15 protein-coding genes, 1 pseudogene and 1 riboswitch are annotated in these 16,689 nt (G+C 61.4%); of the genes and pseudogenes, 4 read left to right on the forward strand and 12 right to left on the reverse strand.

Annotation, left to right across the window (positions count from 1 at the left end):
• Positions 1 to 49 precede the first annotated feature (49 nt).
• The 5 genes and pseudogenes from ACW4TB_RS01340 to ahcY all read right to left on the reverse strand — a co-directional run.
• A pseudogene (locus ACW4TB_RS01340) lies at positions 50 to 1,423 on the reverse strand (DEAD/DEAH box helicase); the annotation flags it as partial.
• 216 nt (positions 1,424 to 1,639) lie between these two features.
• Positions 1,640 to 2,428 (reverse strand): substrate-binding periplasmic protein, encoded by a 789-nt coding sequence (locus ACW4TB_RS01345; RefSeq protein ID WP_012312428.1) that lies wholly within the window; start codon positions 2,426 to 2,428, stop codon positions 1,640 to 1,642.
• Between the two features lie 76 nt (positions 2,429 to 2,504).
• On the reverse strand, positions 2,505 to 3,581 hold the full coding sequence (locus ACW4TB_RS01350) for a hypothetical protein (protein ID WP_254467052.1): 1,077 nt from the start codon (positions 3,579 to 3,581) through the stop codon (positions 2,505 to 2,507).
• A gap of 94 nt (positions 3,582 to 3,675) precedes the next feature.
• Positions 3,676 to 4,521, reverse strand: a complete 846-nt coding sequence (gene metF / locus ACW4TB_RS01355; RefSeq protein WP_012312430.1) for a methylenetetrahydrofolate reductase [NAD(P)H] — start codon at positions 4,519 to 4,521, stop codon at positions 3,676 to 3,678.
• A gap of 166 nt (positions 4,522 to 4,687) precedes the next feature.
• Positions 4,688 to 6,097: an adenosylhomocysteinase gene (gene ahcY / locus ACW4TB_RS01360; RefSeq protein WP_012312431.1), complete on the reverse strand. Its 1,410-nt coding sequence runs from the start codon at positions 6,095 to 6,097 to the stop codon at positions 4,688 to 4,690.
• A gap of 20 nt (positions 6,098 to 6,117) precedes the next feature.
• A riboswitch (S-adenosyl-L-homocysteine riboswitch) is annotated at positions 6,118 to 6,214 on the reverse strand.
• A 179-nt stretch (positions 6,215 to 6,393) separates the two neighbouring features.
• Here ahcY and ACW4TB_RS01365 point away from each other — a divergent pair.
• Positions 6,394 to 6,795, forward strand: a complete 402-nt coding sequence (locus ACW4TB_RS01365) for an acyl-CoA thioesterase (RefSeq protein ID WP_012312432.1) — start codon at positions 6,394 to 6,396, stop codon at positions 6,793 to 6,795.
• Between the two features lie 89 nt (positions 6,796 to 6,884).
• Here the strand turns inward: ACW4TB_RS01365 and ACW4TB_RS01370 are convergent, their stop codons facing one another.
• Positions 6,885 to 8,120: a cation:proton antiporter gene (locus ACW4TB_RS01370; RefSeq protein ID WP_012312433.1), complete on the reverse strand. Its 1,236-nt coding sequence runs from the start codon at positions 8,118 to 8,120 to the stop codon at positions 6,885 to 6,887.
• 202 nt (positions 8,121 to 8,322) lie between these two features.
• Here ACW4TB_RS01370 and ACW4TB_RS01375 point away from each other — a divergent pair, with 202 nt between their 5' ends.
• Positions 8,323 to 9,156 carry an EamA family transporter gene (locus ACW4TB_RS01375; protein WP_012312434.1) on the forward strand — a complete coding sequence of 278 codons (834 nt, stop codon included), beginning with the start codon at positions 8,323 to 8,325 and terminating at the stop codon, positions 9,154 to 9,156.
• A 25-nt stretch (positions 9,157 to 9,181) separates the two neighbouring features.
• On the forward strand, positions 9,182 to 9,568 hold the full coding sequence (locus tag ACW4TB_RS01380) for an MAPEG family protein (RefSeq protein WP_012312435.1): 387 nt from the start codon (positions 9,182 to 9,184) through the stop codon (positions 9,566 to 9,568).
• Positions 9,569 to 9,617: 49 nt separating this feature from the next.
• On the opposite strand, the gene mltA is transcribed toward ACW4TB_RS01380, so the two are convergent.
• The gene (gene mltA, locus ACW4TB_RS01385) at positions 9,618 to 10,769 is read right to left on the reverse strand and encodes a murein transglycosylase A (protein ID WP_012312436.1); all 1,152 of its coding nucleotides are present in this window, start codon (positions 10,767 to 10,769) and stop codon (positions 9,618 to 9,620) included.
• 115 nt (positions 10,770 to 10,884) lie between these two features.
• Between mltA and ACW4TB_RS01390 the strand changes: the two genes are divergently transcribed.
• Complete coding sequence (locus ACW4TB_RS01390; protein ID WP_012312437.1) at positions 10,885 to 11,331, forward strand: c-type cytochrome; 447 nt, start codon at positions 10,885 to 10,887, stop codon at positions 11,329 to 11,331.
• Positions 11,332 to 11,387: 56 nt separating this feature from the next.
• Here ACW4TB_RS01390 and ACW4TB_RS01395 read toward each other — a convergent pair whose 3' ends face one another.
• The 5 genes from ACW4TB_RS01395 to ACW4TB_RS01415 all read right to left on the reverse strand — a co-directional run bounded on the left by ACW4TB_RS01395 (position 11,388) and on the right by ACW4TB_RS01415 (position 16,511).
• Complete coding sequence (locus ACW4TB_RS01395) at positions 11,388 to 11,783, reverse strand: DUF1090 domain-containing protein (RefSeq protein WP_279929121.1); 396 nt, start codon at positions 11,781 to 11,783, stop codon at positions 11,388 to 11,390.
• Positions 11,784 to 11,910: 127 nt separating this feature from the next.
• Positions 11,911 to 12,306, reverse strand: coding sequence for a DUF1090 domain-containing protein (locus ACW4TB_RS01400; RefSeq protein ID WP_012312439.1), 396 nt, complete (start codon positions 12,304 to 12,306; stop codon positions 11,911 to 11,913).
• A 132-nt stretch (positions 12,307 to 12,438) separates the two neighbouring features.
• The gene (ligB, locus tag ACW4TB_RS01405) at positions 12,439 to 14,142 is read right to left on the reverse strand and encodes an NAD-dependent DNA ligase LigB (RefSeq protein WP_279929118.1); all 1,704 of its coding nucleotides are present in this window, start codon (positions 14,140 to 14,142) and stop codon (positions 12,439 to 12,441) included.
• Positions 14,143 to 14,308: 166 nt separating this feature from the next.
• Entirely contained in the window at positions 14,309 to 15,499 is a 1,191-nt protein-coding gene (metK, locus tag ACW4TB_RS01410; protein WP_012312441.1) for a methionine adenosyltransferase, read from the reverse strand.
• Positions 15,500 to 15,518: 19 nt separating this feature from the next.
• On the reverse strand, positions 15,519 to 16,511 hold the full coding sequence (locus ACW4TB_RS01415) for an ArsR/SmtB family transcription factor (protein WP_012312442.1): 993 nt from the start codon (positions 16,509 to 16,511) through the stop codon (positions 15,519 to 15,521).
• Positions 16,512 to 16,689: the final 178 nt, after the last annotated feature.

Below are 16,689 nucleotides of genomic sequence, written 5' to 3' on the forward strand. Positions count from 1 at the left end.
GGTCGGCCGGTGCCTTCGGCACACTGTTCTGGCTGGCTTGCTGTTGGCGCGGCTTCTTGTCGCGCGGCTTGCGCGGCTGCTGCTTGTCGGCGGACTTTTCCTTGTCGGCAGGCTTGTCGGCAGCCTGCTGCTTGGCCTTGCCTTTATCTTTGCCTTTGTCCTTGCGGCCGCCACTGCCATCTTTGCCACCGTCACCACGGGCCTGCTGATTGCGGCCGCCGCGACCGTTGTTCTGCGGGCGTTCACGCACCTCAGGTTTCTCGGCTTCTACCTGGCTTGGGTCGAAGCCCATCAGGTCGCCATCGGCGATCTTCTGCCTGGTGACCCGCTCAATGCTCTTGAGCAGCTTTTCTTCATCCGGCGCGACCAGCGAAATGGCCTCGCCCGAGCGGCCGGCACGGCCGGTGCGGCCGATACGGTGAACGTAGTCTTCCTCGACATTGGGCAGCTCGAAGTTGACTACATGCGGCAGCTGATCGATGTCCAGGCCACGGGCGGCAATGTCGGTGGCGACCAGTACGCGTACGCTGTTGGCCTTGAAGTCGGCCAGGGCCTTGGTTCGAGCGTTCTGGCTCTTGTTGCCGTGGATGGCAGCGGCGCTCAGACCGTGCTTTTCCAGGTACTCGGCCAGACGGTTGGCACCGTGCTTGGTACGGGTGAATACCAGTACCTGCTCCCAGGCGCCAAGCGTGATCAGGTGGGCCAGCAGCGCGCGCTTGTGGCTGGCGGGCAGGCGGTAGACGCGCTGCTCGATACGCTCGACGGTGGTGTTCGGCGGGGTGACCTCGATGCGCTCCGGGTTGTGCAGGAGCTTGTCGGCGAGGTCAGTGATGTCTTTGGAGAACGTCGCCGAGAACAGCAGGTTCTGCCGTTTGGCCGGCAGGCGGGCGAGGACCTTCTTGACGTCATGGATGAAGCCCATGTCGAGCATGCGGTCGGCTTCGTCGAGGACCAGGATTTCCACGTGGGCCAGGTCGACGCGGCCTTGCCCTGCCAAGTCCAGCAGGCGACCCGGACAGGCCACCAGAACATCGACACCCTTGGCGATGGCCTGGATCTGCGGGTTCATGCCAACGCCGCCGAAAATGCAGGCACTGACCAGTGGCAGGTCGCGAGCGTAAACCTTGAAGCTGTCGTGTACCTGAGCCGCCAGTTCGCGGGTCGGGGTCAGGACCAGCACGCGCGGTTGGCGCGGGCCATGGCGCTGTGATTTGTCCGGGTGACCTGCCGGGAACAGGCGCTCAAGGATCGGTAGGGCGAAACCGCCGGTTTTACCTGTACCTGTCTGTGCGGCGACCATCAGGTCGCGGCCTTGCAACACGGCGGGAATCGCCCGCTGTTGCACCGGAGTCGGCTGGGTATAGCCCGCAGCCTCGATAGCGCGGACAAGTGCCTCGGAGAGACCGAGGGAAGCAAAGGACATGGGCAATCCTGTTCTGTGGGGGCTGGGCCCGTAGGGATATTCTGCCTGGCGCGACGGGCATCGGTGGGATGCGATCGCGTCCGGTCCAGCTGGGCTTTCACTGCACATCCGGAAAACGGAGTTAGGACGCAAGGTGCGTCGGTGCCGATCGGGATGCCTGTTGCGAGGCCGAGCGTCCGGGCGTGAGCCGGGCGGGAAGGCCCGAGTATAACAGAGCTATCGCTGTGTGCTGCTTTCCTGCTGCTCAACGGTGTGAGGAAGGTGGCCGGTGCTGCCGATGTAGCGTTCGATTATCGCTAGGTAAGCGGGCTCCTGCTTGAAGCGCCGCAGCCCTTCGGTAAACGCCAGTGCCAAGGCATCGCGGCCAGGTTTACGCGCCAGCCCCAGGTATTGCGCCTGACGGCTGATGACCAGTGGCAGTTCCTCTACCTGCTGCTCAAGGCCGAGTTGGCGGCGCAGGTAGCGCCCGACCAGGCGATCGGTGACCAGCAAATCGATGCGCCCGAGCACCAGTTTGCCAAAATTGGCTTCGTGGCTTGACGCCGCTTCACGCCGAAAGCCTGATGCATCGTTGAACTCCGCTCCATAGGCATAGCCCGGTGAGGTGCCGACAGTCAGGTCGGTGAGGTCGCTCAGTCGGTTTACTGCATGGCGACGGCGGCTGGATTGATACAGCACGAACTCGACATCCGACATGGGCTCCAGCGGGTAGACCATGTATGCCTGGCGCGAGTCCACTTTGAAGATGTCCATGACCCCGTCGGCCTGGCCTTGTTCGATCATGGCCAGGCATCGCTTCCAAGGCATGAATTCCCACTCCAGCTCGATACCTAGGCGCCTGAACACCTCAGTGGTGACTTCGTAATCTATGCCCTTGGGCTGGCCGTTATGCTGGTACACATAAGGCGCCCAGTCATCGGTAACCAGGCGCAGGCGTTCTGCCTGCGCCATGGGGCTCAGGCAGGCGAGCAGCAGGATGCAGAAGAAGCGGAAGATGAACGGCATGACGCGAGATTACCCGCTCGGCTCTGGTAAGGCCAGTTGAAGGCGCTGAGGCAGCACCTTCGCGGGAACAGAACGCTTATAGCTTTGTGGACTGCAGCAGATGCGCTTCGATTTCCTTGCGTTGGGCTCCAAGCGAGAGGCGCAGGCATGGGTGGCGCAGGCACTGGCGCAACTGCTCCGGTTCCATCGGGCCATAACGATCATTGAGATTTTGCAATGCCTTGTCCCACCAGGCGGGAGCACAGGCGCGGTCAAATTCGTTGGGGTAGGGGTAGCTGCCATACAACAGTTCGCGGGCAAACTGACGCTCGCGGCTGGGCAGGGTCAGGCTCATGGCCTTGTAACCCAGGCGCTGCAATGTCGGCGGGCGCGGCAACTGGTCATTCACCAACAGCACGTCGGCCAAGGCGGCAGTGCTAAGTGGGTGGTCTGCGTGCTTGCGCAGCCAGGCCTGTATCTTGGCCCGGAACTGAGCCTTGCGGCTCCAGTAGTGGTGGATTACGTCGGTGCATTCAGCCAGCGCCAGCTTGCGGTAGGCGGCAACCGCGAGGCAGAACTCTTCCAGCGTATAGGCCGTGCGAGCCAGTGGATGGAGCTCGTCCATCAGCGCGATCGAGTGGTCCAGTATCCCCGCATCTTCGGCGGTCAAGCCAATCACCCCGGAGTTGACCAAAGGCATCTGGCAGTCTGCCAAGTCCCGCGCCTGGAGGATGGTCAGCAGGTTCTTGTAGAGTAGGCACTGCTGATTTTCGCCGTAGCGCCCGCCGATCGCGTTGCACAGCAGGCTGCCGGCTTTGACCCGCTGGAACAGGTTCAGTGGTGACTTGCGGAAGAATGTGTCGGTGTCGATCAGCACAGCCTGCGAATGCTGCTGGAGTACCTGGCGCAACACCACGTGCTTGCTGCGGAAATGGTAGCCGTGAGGTTCGTTCCAGGCCTTGCGCGTTGCTTCATCGAGCAGATGAACGGTAACCGGCAGCTTGCCGTAGGGCGCGGGGTTGTCGGTGTAGACCTGTATATCCATGGCCTCGCCCGCAGCCGTGTCCAAGTGGGTCAGGGCGCTGACGATGCTGAAGCAGGCTTCCTGATGGTAGGTGGCCGAGCCGAAGGCCAGGTAGATCAGTTGAGGGCGCGAGGGCGTGAGATGTTGCATGGCTGGCAAGACCCGTCTGAACCGGAAATGAAATAAGGCCTTAGTCTATGACTAAAGCCTTAAGCATTTCTGAATAGGACTTTACCAAATAATTTCAGCGAGGCAGCTTCAGGTTGTTCCAGATTGCCAGGCTCGCCTCTGCCTGGTTCAAGGTATAGAAATGCAGCCCCGGTGCACCGCCTTGCAGCAGTTGTTCGCACATGCGGGTGATGACTTCTTCACCGAAGGCCTGGATGCTGGCGGTATCGTCGGCATAGGCTTCCAGCTGTTTGCGGATCCAGCGCGGGATTTCGGCGCCGCAGGCGTCGGAGAAGCGCGCCAGCTTGCTGTAATTGGTGATTGGCATGATGCCGGGCACTACCGGAATCTCCACGCCCAGTTTCTGCGCGCGTTCTACGAAGTAGAAGTAGCTGTCGGCGTTGAAGAAGTACTGAGTAATGGCGCTGTCGGCACCAGCCTTGACCTTGTGTACGAAGTTGGCAAGGTCGGCTTCGAAGTTGCGTGCCTGCGGGTGCATTTCCGGATAAGCGGCCACTTCCAGGTGGAAGTGATCACCTGTTTCCTGGCGGATGAACTCGACCAGGTCGCTGGCATAACGCAGTTCACCACTGGCCATGCCCATGCCCGACGGCAGGTCACCGCGCAGGGCGACGATACGCTTGATGCCCGCTGCCTTGTATTCGGCCAGCAGGGCGCGCAGCTCGTCTTTTGTATCGCCAACGCACGACAGATGCGGTGCGGCAGGCACCTTCACTTCGTTCTCCAGCTGCAGCACGGTGTTTAGTGTGCGGTCGCGGGTCGAGCCACCGGCACCGTAGGTGCAGGAGAAGAAGTCTGGCTTGTAGGCAGCGAGCTGGCGGGCCACGCCCATCAGCTTTTCATGACCGGCATCGGTCTTGGTCGGGAAGAATTCGAAACTGTAGCGGCGTTCTTGTGACATCACTCGTTCCTCAAGCAGCAAGCTACTAGCGGCAAGCTGCAAGTAAAAGCCAGATCGGTGATGGCCGATCTGGCTTGGGCATCGTTCAAGATCGTGGGTGCTGGAGCTGCAAGCGGCAACGGCACGGTCTGCCTTTTCTTGCCGCTTGCCGCTTCAAGCTAGCCGCTTAGTAGCGGTAAGCGTGCGGCTTGAACGGGCCTTCGACAGTCACGCCGATGTAGTCGGCCTGTTGCTGGGTCAGCTTGGTGACCACGCCGCCGAAGCCGCGGACCATCTCCAGGGCCACTTCTTCGTCGAGTTTCTTCGGCAGCACTTCAACGGTCAGGCGTTCAGCTTTCTTCTCGGCCGACAGGTCGGCGAACTTCTGCTCGAACAGGAAGATCTGTGCCAGTACCTGGTTGGCGAACGAACCGTCCATGATGCGGCTTGGATGGCCGGTGGCGTTGCCCAGGTTCACCAGGCGGCCTTCGGCCAGCAGGATCAGGTAGTCGTCGTTCTGCGGGTCGAAGTCGCCAGCGCCGGTACGGTGGATCTTGTGGACCTGAGGCTTGACCTCTTCCCATGCCCAGTTCTTGCGCATGAAGGCGGTGTCGATCTCGTTGTCGAAGTGGCCGATGTTGCAGACCACGGCGCGCTTCTTCAGGGCCTTGAGCATGTTGGCGTCGCAGACGTTGACGTTACCGGTGGTGGTGACGATCAGGTCGATCTTGCCCAGCAGGGCCTTGTCGATGCTGGCTTCGGTGCCGTCGTTGATACCGTCGATGAACGGCGAGACCAGCTCGAAGCCGTCCATGCACGCCTGCATGGCGCAGATCGGGTCAACTTCGGTGACCTTGACGATCATGCCTTCCTGGCGCAGCGACTGCGCAGAGCCCTTGCCCACGTCACCGTAGCCGATCACCAGGGCCTGCTTGCCCGACAGCAGGTGGTCGGTACCGCGCTTGATGGCGTCGCTCAGGCTGTGACGGCAGCCGTATTTGTTGTCGTTCTTGCTCTTGGTGACCGAGTCGTTGACGTTGATGGCCGGGACCTTCAGCTCGCCTTTGGCCAGCATGTCCAGCAGGCGGTGCACGCCGGTGGTGGTTTCTTCGGTGACACCGTGAACGCGGTCCAGTACGGCCGGGTACTTCTTGTGCAGCAGCTCGGTCAGGTCACCGCCGTCGTCGAGGATCATGTTGGCGTCCCATGGCTGGCCATCCTTGAGGATGGTCTGCTCCAGGCACCACTCGTACTCTTCCTCGGTTTCACCTTTCCAGGCGAACACCGGGATACCGGCAGCAGCGATGGAGGCTGCGGCCTGGTCTTGGGTGGAGAAGATGTTGCAGGACGACCAGCGCACTTCGGCACCCAGGGCAACCAGGGTTTCGATCAGCACGGCAGTCTGAATGGTCATGTGGATGCAGCCCAGAATCTTCGCACCCTTGAGCGGCTGCTCAGCGAGGTATTTGCGACGCAGGCCCATCAGGGCAGGCATTTCCGATTCGGCGATGATGGTTTCGCGACGACCCCAGGCGGCCAGGGAGATGTCTGCGACTTTGAAATCGGTAAAACCTGCAGGCGTGTTTACAGCGCTCATGAGAGCCTCCATTCGTAGTGTGCGAATGGGCGCCGTTGTGCGTTGAGCGTCCGCGGGAGCGGACAACGCCCCATCCGAGCCTGACAGGGTGACCCTGCTGCAGCGCCCCTCGGACAGGTGGCGGGCATGGCACCGCGGCGGGTGGCCATGTGAATCGGCGCAGATTATAGCCTTGGCGGGAGTCTTCGCCCAAGGTTTTCTGTCGATTAATAGCGACGATAGTCGATGATCAATGGAGCGGCGCGGGCCGCTCTGCCATCATTACCGCACGTTAGCCAAGCAGGTCAGGAGTACAGATGAACTTTCACACCCGCAAATGGGTAAAACCCGAAGACCTCAACCCCAACGGCACACTGTTCGGCGGCAGCCTGTTGCGCTGGATCGACGAAGAGGCGGCGATCTACGCCATCGTCCAGCTGGGCAACCAGCGTGTGGTGACCAAGTACATGTCGGAGATCAACTTCGTCAGTGCCTCGCGCCAGGGCGACATCATCGAGTTGGGCATTACCGCCACCGAGTTCGGCCGCACCTCGATCACCCTCAAGTGTGAAGTGCGCAACAAGATCACCCGCAAGAGCATCCTGACTGTCGACAAGATGGTCTTCGTCAACCTGGGCGAGGATGGCCAACCGGCTGCCCACGGGCGGACCGAGATCAAATATGTTCAGGACCAGTTTCCGGACAGCGCGGTGGAATAACGTGATGGGGCTGCTTCGCAGCCCCTTCGCCGGCAAGCCGGCTCCCACAGGCACTGCCTAGGGCTTGAAGTCGATGCGGCCCCGGGTTTTCAGGGTTGTGCGCTGACCTTGCGCACCACCCGTCCGATGCTCAAGCCCTGTACCAGGATCGACGACAGCACCACGATGTAGGTGATCGACAGCAGCAGGTCTCGTTCCTCGCCCAAGGGCAGCGACAGTGCCAGGGCCACCGACACCCCGCCACGCAGGCCACCCCAGGTCAGCACCCGTACTGTGCCTTTCGGTACCGGACGCCAGCGGCGCAGCAGCACGATCGCCGGGGCCACGGTCAGCAGCCGCGACAGCAGCACCGCCAGCGCCAGGACGCTGCCAGCTGCCAGGTGCAGCCAGTTGAACGGCAGCAGCAACAGCTCCAGGCCGATCAGGGCGAAGAGCAGGGCGTTGAGCATGTCGTCGATCAACTCCCAGAAACCGTCCATGTAACGACGGGTCATGTCGTTCATCGCCAGGTTGCGCCCCAGGTTGCCGATGATCAGCCCGGCCACGACCATCGCGATCGGTGCCGAGACATGCAGCTCGTAGCACATCGCCGAACCACCGATGACCAGCGCCAGGGTCAGCATGACCTCGACCTGATACTGCTCGACGCTTTTGATCATGCGGTAGGTGGCGTAACCGAGCAGCCCGCCAAACACCACGCCGCCAATGGCTTCGCGAGCGAACAGGATCGCCGTGTCAGTGATGCTTGGCGTTTCACCCAGTTGAATGATACCCAGCAGGACGGTGAACACCACTACGGCGGTGCCGTCGTTGAACAGTGACTCACCGACGATGGTGGTCTTTAGTGGTTTGGAGGCGTTGGCGGTCCGCAGGGCCCCCAGCACAGCGATCGGATCGGTGGGCGAGATCAGTGCACCGAACAGCAGGCAGTAGATCAGCGGCACCTGCCAGCCGAACATCGCAAACACCCAGTGCGACAGAAAACCGATCACCACCGTGGCGATCAGCACGCCGAGCGTTGCCAGCAGCCCGATCGGCCAGCGGTAGCTGCGCAGATCGGTGAGGTTGACGTGCAGTGCGCCGGCGAACAGTAGAAACGCCAGCATCCAGTGCATCAGCAGGTCATTGAAGTCGATCTGGTTCATCAGCCCTTCGACGCGTTCTTCAAGGCCTGGGAAGCCGATCAGGCTCAGGCCCTGCAGCATCAGCGAGAACAGCAGCGCCGTGACCATCACGCCGATGGCGGGTGGCAGGCCGATAAAGCGGTAATTGACATAGGTGAGGAGAGTGGTGAGGCAGATAAACGCAGCAACTAATTCAAGCATCCCGAATCCTGTAACAATGGCTTCCAAGTCGTAACCCGAATGGCTCGGGCAGTTCTTTGATGATCTGGCGAGGGTTTCGGGACACAGTTTTTGACCTGGCTGGCTGGTTTCGTTCCGCATTTGATGCAGAACCGCCTCGCGCCCATTGTCACTACCAAGGCTATATATTCAGTGGCTGATAACGTCACAAGGACCTGAAGGCGTGCTGGCAACTTCCCTGGTATTGGTCGCGGCCCTGCTGCACGCGACCTGGAACACCCTGATCAAATTCAGTGGCGAGCGCTTGCTGGTGATCGCCAGCATGGACTCCGTAGCCCTGGCCTTTGCCGTGCTTGCCGTGGCCTTCGTGGACCTGCCGCCTGCCGAGATCTGGCCTTGGCTGATCGCTTCGGCATTGGCAGAGCAGTTGTATCGATTCCTGCTGATCCAGGCTTATCGGGTAGGCGATCTGGGGCTGGTCTATCCTCTGATGCGTGGCCTGTCACCGCTGGTGGTGCTGGGGCTGACCCTGGCGTTCGCCGGCGAGTCGCTCAGCCAGCAGCAGATCATCGGCATATTGCTGATCCCGTGTGGCATGGCGTGCCTGCTGTGGCAGGGGGGTGGGGGTGAGCGCCTGCCCTGGTCGATGCTGCCGGTGGTGGCACTGATCGGCCTGTGCATCGGTTGCTACACCTGGTTCGACGGGCAGGCCGTGCGGTTGTGGGGCAAGCCCTGGGACTACCTGGTATGGCTGACCCTGCTAAGCGCCTGGCCCTTTCCATTGCTTGCCGGTGTGGCGCGGCGGGGGCCGTTCGTGCTGTTCTGGCGCACCCAATGGCGCTTGGGGTTGGCAGTGGGCTTTTGCGTGTTGTTCAGCTACGCGCTGGTATTGTGGGCCATGCATCTGGGTTCGGTGGCCGAGGCGGCGGCCTTGCGCGAGCTGAGCGTTATCCTGGTGGTGCTGCTGGGCATGCGCTACCTCAAAGAACCTTTTGGCGGTCCGAGACTCCTAGCTTGCGGGCTGGTGCTGGCAGGCATGCTGGTGATGAAGCTCTAACCTAACGACTGAAGGAGTCCTGTCCATGACCGTTGCCCTGTGGTGCATCCTGATCGCATTGTTCCTGCCGCCGCTGTGCGCCTTGATCGCCAAGGTGAGCAGTGGCCGCTTCGGCTTGAAGGACAATCACGACCCGCGCGCTTTCCTCGACACACTATCGGGCCTGCCACGGCGTGCCCATGCCGCGCAGCAGAACAGCTATGAAGCGTTCCCGGCGTTTGCCGCAGCGGTGTTGGTGGCCGATATCGTCGGCAATGCCGAGCAGGTGACGCAGGACGTGCTGGGGGTCTTGTACATCACCAGTCGGCTGCTTTACATCATCTGCTATCTGGCGGACTGGGCGGCTTTACGCTCGCTGGTGTGGTTCGCTGGCGTGGCGTTGATCGTGTCTTTCTTCGTTGTTTCGGCCTGAAACCCGGCTGCTCTGCTCGCGGGTATGCCGCGAGCAGAGCAGCAATCAGTCAAAGGACTTTAGGCACGTCAGGCAGCGGCTTGCCCTTTGGCCAGAGCATCCAGATCTGCCCCTGCTGCTTCATGTTCCCTGCCAGTTCGCCGGCCTCAGGCCCGGTGCCCCAGAATAGATCCGCACGTACTTCGCCGGTAATCGCACCGCCCGTATCCTGAGCGCCCACCGGCCTGACCACCGGTGTACCGTCCGGGCGCGTGGTGGACAGCCAAAGCAGGCTGCCCAGTGGAATGACCTTGCGATCGATGGCCACGCTGTAGCCTGCGGTAAGCGGTACATTCAGTGAGCCGCGCGGGCCTTCGTTGCTGTCGGGGCGGGTGCTGAAAAACACGTAACTGGGGTTGCTCGCCAGCAATTCAGGCACCCGCTGTGGATTGGCCTGAGCCCAGGCATGAATGGCGCCCATGCTCACGTCTTCCTTCTTCAACTGGCCCTGCTCGATCAGCCAGCGACCGATCGGCCGGTACGGGTGGCCGTTCTGATCGGCGTAGCCGAGGCGCAATTGGCGGCCATCTTCCAGCTTTACCCGGCCTGAACCCTGGATCTGAAGAAACTGCAGGTCCATCGGGTCGGTCAACCAGGCCAGTACCGGGGCCTTGACGCCGTCCCGATAAATCACTTCAGCGGTGTCATAGGGCTTGAGCACGCGGCCGTCGAGGCGACCGCGCAGGCGCTTGCCCTTCAGTTCCGGGTAAACGCTGGCCAGGTCGACCACGATCATGTCATCCGGGATGCCATACACCGGTACGTTGGCTGCTTCGGTGCGTGTCAGGCTGCCGGGGTAGACCGGTTCGTAGTAGCCGGTGATCAGGCCAGTGGCGTTGTTCTCGGCCGAGCGCAGGCCATAAACCTGCAATTGCCCTTGCAGGAACGTGCGCACCTGGGTCGCTTCCAGTGCGATCGGCTGTGCTGCTTCGCACGTGGCGGCCCACACCGGGTCACGCTTGAGTTTTTCACAACCAGTGCGCCAGGCGTTGAAACCCGCGACCAGATCGCTGTCGCTGACGCTGGGCAGGTCAGCCCAAGCCGCAGGGGTGTAAGTAGCGACGGCGTGGGGTTCGGGCTTGGCGTTTTCGCCGCCGTTGCAGCCGGCCAGCAAGGCCAGGGCCGGCAGCGCCCAGGCGAGATGGCGCAGAGCAGATTTCATGGTTGAATCCTTGGAGGGCAGCAGCTGATGGCAGCCCATAGTGTTCGTAAGGGTATTGGTCTTTGCATGGCAGGCGAGGATACTGTTGGCCCTTTCCTCTGCCAATGTGACCGTGATGTTCAAATGTTTCACCGCCATACTGCTGGTCAGCCTGTCCCTGGTGGCCTGCGACCGTGTCGATCCTAACTCACCCTTGGGGCAGCGCAAGGCGATCTTCAAGCAGATGCTCAAGACCAGCGAGGACATGGGTGGCATGCTGCGCGGGCGGTTGCCGTTCGATGGGGGGAAATTTGCCGAGGGTGCGGTGAAACTCGATAGCCTGGCCCATGCGCCCTGGCAGCATTTCCCGCAGGTACAGGATGATGGCGACAGCAGTGCGCGGCCCGAGGTCTGGGAGCGTCAGGCGCGCTTTCATGACTTGGCGCAAGCGTTGGAGGGGGTGACGGGCGAGTTGCTGGCGTTGACACGCAAGCAGCCGCTGGATGCGGCGATGCTCAAGGAACCTATGGACAAGGTCGAGGCAGCCTGCAAGGCCTGCCATACAGAGTTTCGTAATCATTGATGCGCCAGCCAATGTTTTGCAGGCTGCTGGCTGGCGCGCGTGACTGAAGCTTCAGGTCACTTGGTCAATTCGGCTTTTGCGTCTTCGAGTTCCGCTTTGGATTCGGCCAGTTTCTTTTCGCGCTTGGCAATTTTGCTCGTATCGCCTTTCGCCTGCGCCTGCTTCAGGTCTGCTTCGCGCTCTTGGACTTCTGCTTCGGCTTCACGCACTTTCTGTTCACGCTCTTCTTTCAAGCCAGCATCGGTGCAGTGCTCGGTGTTCTCCTGCAGGGCCTTTTCCAGGCCGCGGATCTCACCCGAATTATTGTGCGCCCTGGCATATTGCAGCTGGTTTTCGATGGCGCTGCGCTTGGCGGCGCAACCGGTCAAGCCTTGCGTCGGCTGTGCTGCTTGGGCGGCGGATGCGCTCAAGCCGAGAACAGCCAGCATGACTACGGAAGAAATAACTTTCATGGGAGCCTCCTTGTAGGGGCATATGGCAGTAATCGCTGCAATGGTGCCCCCTCCCTAAGACCAAGTGAACCCTTCAGCGGGCAACTTCAGAAAAGTCCTACAAGCCAAGTTGAGTAGGAGCATGCTGTCAACGTTCCAGATCGTCGACGGCCTCCTGCAACTCCTTTTTCGCCTCGGCAAGTTTGTCTTTGCGCTTGTTGACGTGCTCCGGGTCGCCCTTCTTCATGGCCTTGTCCAGGTCCTTGGTGCGCTGGTTGACCTCGTGCCGGGCCTCGAGCACTTTCTGTTCGCGCTCTTTACGCAAGCCGGCGTCGGTGCAGTTCGCGTCAACTTCGCTCAGGGCCTTTTCCAGACCGCTTTGCTGTTCGCTGTTGTTGTCAACCTTGGCCTGTTCGATTTGTTCGCTGATCGCCTGACGCTTGGCGGCGCAGCCGGTCAGGCCTGTTTGTTCTTGGGTGGCCTGCACGGCGTGAGCCGACAGAGCAAACGTCGCCAGCAGGAAAAGGGTAGACATACGCTTCATGAAAAAGCCTCCTAAACGGGGCGGGGCAGCAAAAAGTGGAGAAATCCTGCCTTGGTTTTGTCGATTTTTAAACCCTTGGTGGTTTTTTCAGGCTGGGATTGGGAAATATTCCGCGTACGCTTTGCCCGTGAACTATTGCGAACCAACGTCGTCTGTCCCGTGAAAACCATCGATCCCACGGGTTCCCAGCAGCGTGGCTATCCGTTGTACTTGCTCATGGGTGAAAAAGTTCGCGAGTTGAGTGGCGCGTGTTGCGCCAATGCCGGGCAAGGTTTGCCAATCGCTGGCAGACCGGCCGGCCAGCGTTTGCCAGTTCTCGTCCCGTGGCACCTGAGCTGGCGCCGGTACGCCCAACCCTTTGCGCCACTGAGCGAAAGGTCTGTTGCGGCCTATGTCGAAACTGCGTTGTAGCTGTGTGGCGGTTTTCCTGCTGATGCCCGGTACCGATAACAGCTGTTGGGCATCGAGCGTCAACCAATCCGTCAGCGATGTCACCAGCCCTGCCTGAACCAGCCGCTTCCAGGTGCCCTTGCCGGTGCCTGGCATGGCCAGGCCCTGCTTGCCACTGAGCCAGACGAGGCGCGCGATAAACTGCTCTTGGCAGTCGTCGCTGGCTTGCCAGCAACTGTGTTGGCCGTACTGTTCAGCTTCGGGTACAGGTAATACCTGACGCTCGACGGCGCGGTGGACCACTTGGTCGAAGCGTGGAATGGTCAGGCCGGCAAGGCTGATCGCAACTTGATCGCCCGGGCGAATGTCGAGCGCCCGCCAGCGGGCCAGGGACCCGAGGCTGACCTGGCTGATCCGGCGATCATCCAGGGTGACCGGTTTGAGCCTGAGCAACGGCGTGACTTTGCCTGTGCGGCCGATTAGAAAGCGTACCTCCCGTACCTCTGCCAGCGCTTGGGCGAAGGGGTATTTCCACGCGGCGATCCAATAGGGGGCGTTGGGCTGCCAGCGGTCGGCCGGGGGGCGGCTGTCCTGGCGCAGAATCACGCCATCGGTGGCGAAGGGCAGCGGTGAGCGGTACCAGTGCAGGCGCCAGTGGGTAGCCTCTTCGGGGGTGTCGATAGCTGTGCTGAAACGCTGACTGTCGGGGAACCCCCAGGCTGCAAGTTGTGTGAGGCGCTCGCCCTGGTTGTCCGGCCCGTGCGGCCAGTCCCAGACGAACAGGCCGATGCTCGCGCCCGGTTCAGGGCCAAGCTGCTTGCGTGCCAGCATCCCGGCCACGGTGCCGCGCACATTGCTGCTGCCTGCCTCAGCTTGCACGTGCGCTTGCAGGCGCAGGTACAACTCGCCTTGCAATACGACGTCCAGTGGTTGAGGCAATTGCCTAGTGATGCTGTCGAGGTCCTTGATGTGGCGGCTCCAGTCATGCCCCTGGAGGCCATCACCACGGCTGAGCAGCTGTACCAGCCGGCCTTGGCGATAGACCAGTGAGACTGCCACTCCGTCGACCTTCGGCTGCACCCATACGCCCTTCTTGCCGGTCATCCAGCGTGCAACGGCAGCTGCGTCATGGAGTTTCTCGACGCCGGTGTGGGCAACGGGGTGGGCAATAGGGCCGCGTGCGCTGGCCAGTGGGCTTGGATCTGTGAATTCCTGACCAAAGCATTGTTGCAGGTGCAGCAGGTGGTGTCGGGCCTGGTCGTAGAGTTCATCGGCTACGAGCGCTATACCCTGGCGGTGGTAATGGTCGTCCCAGTTGGCCAGGGTTGCGCGAAGTTGGGCAACTTCGGTTCTGGCTTGCTTGGTACTCCAGTCCGGACAGTGACTGGCTTGGGCGATGGACGTGTGGAGCAGCAACAGGGCTGCGAGGCGCAGGAAAAAAGACATGGCCAGCATCCTTGCGTGGCGGAGTGGAGTGTTCAGGCTAGGCAAGCGGGGCGGAGGTTGGCGGGGTCAGTTGTCAGGTGATGTGTCGAGAGCGATGCCATGAAAACTAAAAAAAAGCCCCTGCCGATCACTCGGCAAGGGCTTCGATTCACCGCTGCAGGAAAAATTACAGGCCGGCAGCATCACGCAGCGACTGGGCGCGGTCGGTGCGCTCCCAGGTGAAGGTGGTGAAGGTGTCATCGCCGACAGTCTTCTGCTGCGGGGTACGGCCGAAGTGGCCGTAGGCAGCGGTTTCCTGGTACATCGGATGCAGCAGGTCGAGCATCTTGGTGATGGCGTACGGACGCAGATCGAAGCACTCACGTACCAGCTGGATGATCTTGTCGTCCGAGACCTTGCCGGTACCGAAGGTGTTGATCGAGATGGAAGTCGGCTGGGCTACGCCGATGGCGTAGGACACCTGGATCTCACAACGTTCGGCCAGGCCGGCGGCGACGATGTTCTTGGCCACGTAACGACCGGCGTAGGCAGCAGAACGGTCGACCTTGGACGGGTCCTTGCCGGAGAACGCGCCACCACCGTGGCGGGCCATGCCGCCGTAGGAGTCGACGATGATCTTGCGGCCGGTCAGGCCACAGTCACCCACCGGGCCACCAATGATGAAGTTACCGGTCGGGTTGATGTGGTACTGGGTGTCTTTGTGCAGCAGTTCGGCAGGCAGGGTGTGCTTGACGATCAGCTCCATCACGGCTTCCTGCAGGTCTTTTTGCGAGACTTCAGGGTTGTGCTGGGTCGACAGGACCACTGCGTCGATACCGACTACCTTACCGTTTTCATAGCGGCAGGTGACCTGGGACTTGGCGTCCGGGCGCAGCCAAGGCAGCAGCCCGGATTTGCGCGCTTCGGCCTGGCGCTCGACCAGGCGGTGCGAGAAGCATATCGGCGCCGGCATCAGCACGTCGGTCTCGTTGCTGGCGTAGCCGAACATCAGGCCTTGGTCACCCGCGCCCTGGTCTTCCGGCTTGGAGCGGTCGACGCCCTGGGCGATGTCCACCGATTGTTTGCCGATGATATTCATCACGGCGCAGGTGGCGCCGTCGAAGCCGACGTCGGAGCTGTTATAGCCGATGTCGATGATGACTTTGCGCACCAGCTCTTCCAGGTCGACCCAGGCCGAGGTGGTGACTTCGCCAGCGATGATGGCGACACCGGTCTTGACCAGGGTTTCACACGCCACGCGGGCGTATTTGTCCTGGGTGATGATGGCATCCAGGACCGCATCCGAAATCTGGTCGGCGATCTTGTCCGGATGCCCTTCGGACACGGACTCGGAGGTGAAAAGGGAGTATTCGCTCATCTCGACGGGTTCCTAAAATTTACCGATGGTGTGTGTCGCCAGCCGTCCGCTGAAAATGGCGGACCTGTATCTGGAAACCGTTACGCAAGCCCACATAGAGGCTGTCCCCCGGGGCCAGCCCGGCAGCGTTGGCCCAACGGGCCAGGTCGTCCTGTTCAAAACCAAGCCAGAGATCGCCGCAGGCTTCCCGCGCCCAACCCTGATCGTGGCTGCACAGTTCGGTGACCAGCAGGCTGCCGCCCGCCTTCACCCGTTTGGCCAAAAGGCGCAGGGCCAGGGCCGGGTCGCTGAAATGGTGCAGGACCATGTTCAGCACAACGCAGTCGGCTTCCACATCCGTTGCACCCAGTGCATCGGCCAACTGCAGGTTTACATTATCCAGACGTTCGCGTTCGCAGACCTGGCGCGCCAGCTCGAGCATGGTCGGGCTGTTGTCCATGGCTGTGACACAGGCAAAGCGCCTGGCCAGGTCGGGCAGGAAGCCGCCGTCGCCGGGGCCGACTTCCAGCGCGCTGGCCGTCGGCTCGAAATTCAGTGTGTCGAGCAGCGCCAGCAGGCTTTCGCGGTACTGCGGCAGGCCGGCGATCAGGTCCTGCTGGGCGCGGAACTTTTCTTCCACACGCAGGAAAAAGTCCTGGCTGGTGGCGGCGCGGCGTTGTTGCACCTGGGCGATGCGCGCCTGCACGTCCAGCGGCAGTGTCAGGTCGTCGACCTCTTCGAGCAGCGCGGTGTGCAGGCGACCGCCCAGGCGGTGGCTGTCGGGCAGGGCCCTGCGGTAGAAAATCGCATTGCCTTCGCGGCGCGTAGCCACCAGCTCGGCCTGGGCTAAAACTTTGAGGTGATGGCTCATGCCCGACTGCCCGATGTCGAAAATCTGTGCCAGCTCCAGGACGCCGAACGAGTCACTGGCCAAGGCGCGCAGGACATTCAGGCGCAGTTCGTCGCCACTGGCTTTGCACAGGGCTGCCAGTGTGTCGCTTCGCTGAGGGATCGGTTGCGCACGGAGGTTCATGACGCGGCAGTCTAGACAGGCATCGTTGCCCTAGCAAGGCCAATATCAAAAAGTTTTGATATTGGCGATGAGTTGCAAGAAATAGAGCCTTGCGCGCACGGTTCGGCTTTCTCTTGCTGCTTAAAGCTTGCCGCTTGCCGCTTAAATGTTTGCCCCCAGCCCCCCAGTGGGGGAAAAT

The organism is Lelliottia jeotgali (genome assembly GCF_977070485.1).

Coding starts and splice junctions, on each gene's coding strand:
- ACW4TB_RS01390 (WP_012312437.1), top strand. CDS start 10,885: ATGTTCAAATGTTTCACCGCCATACTGCTGGTCAGCCTGTCCCTGGTG.
- ACW4TB_RS01345 (WP_012312428.1), bottom strand. CDS start 2,428: ATGCCGTTCATCTTCCGCTTCTTCTGCATCCTGCTGCTCGCCTGCCTG.
- ACW4TB_RS01415 (WP_012312442.1), bottom strand. CDS start 16,511: ATGAACCTCCGTGCGCAACCGATCCCTCAGCGAAGCGACACACTGGCA.
- ACW4TB_RS01350 (WP_254467052.1), bottom strand. CDS start 3,581: ATGCAACATCTCACGCCCTCGCGCCCTCAACTGATCTACCTGGCCTTC.
- ACW4TB_RS01380 (WP_012312435.1), top strand. CDS start 9,182: ATGACCGTTGCCCTGTGGTGCATCCTGATCGCATTGTTCCTGCCGCCG.
- mltA (WP_012312436.1), bottom strand. CDS start 10,769: ATGAAATCTGCTCTGCGCCATCTCGCCTGGGCGCTGCCGGCCCTGGCC.
- ACW4TB_RS01370 (WP_012312433.1), bottom strand. CDS start 8,120: ATGCTTGAATTAGTTGCTGCGTTTATCTGCCTCACCACTCTCCTCACC.
- ACW4TB_RS01400 (WP_012312439.1), bottom strand. CDS start 12,306: ATGAAGCGTATGTCTACCCTTTTCCTGCTGGCGACGTTTGCTCTGTCG.
- ACW4TB_RS01395 (WP_279929121.1), bottom strand. CDS start 11,783: ATGAAAGTTATTTCTTCCGTAGTCATGCTGGCTGTTCTCGGCTTGAGC.
- ahcY (WP_012312431.1), bottom strand. CDS start 6,097: ATGAGCGCTGTAAACACGCCTGCAGGTTTTACCGATTTCAAAGTCGCA.
- ACW4TB_RS01365 (WP_012312432.1), top strand. CDS start 6,394: ATGAACTTTCACACCCGCAAATGGGTAAAACCCGAAGACCTCAACCCC.
- metK (WP_012312441.1), bottom strand. CDS start 15,499: ATGAGCGAATACTCCCTTTTCACCTCCGAGTCCGTGTCCGAAGGGCAT.
- ligB (WP_279929118.1), bottom strand. CDS start 14,142: ATGTCTTTTTTCCTGCGCCTCGCAGCCCTGTTGCTGCTCCACACGTCC.
- metF (WP_012312430.1), bottom strand. CDS start 4,521: ATGTCACAAGAACGCCGCTACAGTTTCGAATTCTTCCCGACCAAGACC.